The sequence below is a fragment of the Aminobacter sp. P4_H6_2 genome (assembly GCF_056400805.1).
The window spans coordinates 1-1,875 of sequence record NZ_JBFUKO010000852.1 but is presented as its reverse complement, the minus strand read 5'-3'; the positions used below and the strand labels follow the sequence as shown (position 1 = coordinate 1,875).

Here is a 1,875-nt window from a genome sequence, read left to right as displayed (position 1 = left end):
GCGCTGCACCGGCAAGCGCGACACGGCTGCGCTTGTCACGATGATGGCGCAGTGCGATGCCGACAGCTTCGGCGACTGCGGTTGCTTCGTCGAGCAGCGAGGCGGAAGCGACAGGCAGGCCTGTCAGTTCGGCGACCAGCGTCTGGAAATGGAACAGCAATTCCAGACGGCCCTGGCTGATCTCGGCCTGGTAAGGCGTATAGGCGGTGTACCAGGCCGGGTTCTCGAACAGGTTGCGCTGGATGACCGGGGGCACATGGACGCCGTGATAGCCAGCACCAATGAAGCTCTTCAGCACCTTGTTGCGGCCCATCTTCTCGCCGAGTTCGGCAAGTGCTTCATGTTCGCTCGCAGGTGCCGGCAGCGCCAGCGGCCGGTCGAGCCGGATCGACTTCGGAACGGCTTGCGAAATCAGCGTTTCCACCGAAGGCACGCCGATTGCGGCGAGCATGGCGCGGGTATCCGCCGCGCCGGGCCCGATGTGACGAGCCGAAAAGGGATAAGGTGCAGTGGTCATCTCAGGCGATCCTGTCAACCGATATGGGCTTTGTAGCCCGCTTCATCCATCAGGCCTTCGAGCTGGCCCGCATTGGCGATCTTCATCTTCCACAGCCAGCCGTCGCCGGTGGCTGCCGAATTGACGAGTGCCGGATCTGAAGAGAGCGTTGCATTGGCGTCGATGATCTCGCCGTCGAGCGGCGCATAGACGTCCGAAGCTGCCTTGACGGATTCAACGACAACCGCGACGTCGCCCTTGGCGACCTTGCGGCCGGTCTCGGGCAGTTCGACGAAAACGAGGTCGCCAAGCTGTTCCTGGGCGTAGTCGGTAATGCCGACCGTTGCGATGTCGCCCTCAACGCGCAGCCATTCGTGATCTTCGGTGTAATAGGTCTTGGTCATGGAAATCATCCTTTGCGATAGCGATGCTGCGTGAAGGGAAGAGAATGAACGTCGACGGGCACCTTGGTGCCGCGCACGTCGGCGAAAACGCGGGTTCCGGCCTTGGCGAGTGGTGTTGAGACGTAGCCCATGGCGACCGGGAAGCCAGCCGATGGGCCAAAGCCGCCTGACGTGACGCGGCCGATCGGATTGCCGTCCGCGTCAAAGAGTTCAGCGCCTGAACGGACCGGCTGGCGGCCTTCGGCCTTCAAGCCAACGCGCTTTTGCTTGGCGCCTCCAGCGAGGATTTTCGCGAGCGCTTCAGCGCCGATGAACTTGCCGCCAGCACGCAGGTCCTTGGGGATCGCCCACATCAGGCCCGCACTTGCCGGGTCAGTGTCGGGTGTGATGTCGTTGCCGTGCAGGCACAGACCAGCTTCAAGGCGCAGGCTGTCGCGGGCGGCAAGGCCGATCCACATGACGCGCTCGTCGCCGAGCAGCTTGCCTAGCAGTTCGCGGGCGTCGGCCTCAGGAAGGCCGATCTCAAAACCGTCCTCGCCGGTGTAGCCCGAACGGCTCATGAACCAGTTGGTGCGTGGCTCGAAGCCCTGCATGAAAAACAGGTCTTCGGTGGCGATGCCGGCTTGTCCGAGCACCGCTGCTGCTTCAGGGCCCTGGATCGCGATGAAGACGCGGTCAAGCGGTTCGACCTTGGCGTCGAAATCCTTGGCCAGAGCGCGCAAATGCGCTTCGTCGGTTGCGGCATTGCCAGCGTTCGCCACCACCATGAAGCGCTCGTCGCCGAGCCTGGTGATGATCAGGTCGTCGATGACGCCCGCCCTCTCGGTGAGGAAGAAGGTGTATTTCGACTGCTTGAGCTCAAGTGCCTTGGCATCGAGCGGGCAGGCCCGGTTGAGCAGGTCGGCAACACCGGGGCCGCTGACCACGAACAGCTTCATGTGGGAGATATCGAACAGGCCGACATGTTCACGCGTG

2 protein-coding genes and 1 pseudogene are annotated in these 1,875 nt (G+C 62.9%); all 3 read right to left on the bottom strand.

What is annotated here, in order from left to right; all coding sequences use genetic code 11:
• Nucleotides 1-517, bottom strand: a pseudogene (locus tag AC1DUU_RS30945) (glycine dehydrogenase (aminomethyl-transferring)); the annotation flags it as partial.
• A gap of 14 nt (nt 518-531) precedes the next feature.
• Nucleotides 532-900 (bottom strand): glycine cleavage system protein GcvH, encoded by a 369-nt coding sequence (gene gcvH, locus AC1DUU_RS30940; RefSeq protein WP_395447006.1) that lies wholly within the window; start codon nt 898-900, stop codon nt 532-534.
• A gap of 5 nt (nt 901-905) precedes the next feature.
• Nucleotides 906-1,875: glycine cleavage system aminomethyltransferase GcvT (gene gcvT / locus AC1DUU_RS30935; RefSeq protein ID WP_476787130.1), on the bottom strand; the 970-nt coding region annotated here is incomplete at its 5' end.

Coding starts and splice junctions, on each gene's coding strand:
- gcvH (WP_395447006.1), bottom strand. CDS start 900: ATGACCAAGACCTATTACACCGAAGATCACGAATGGCTGCGCGTTGAG.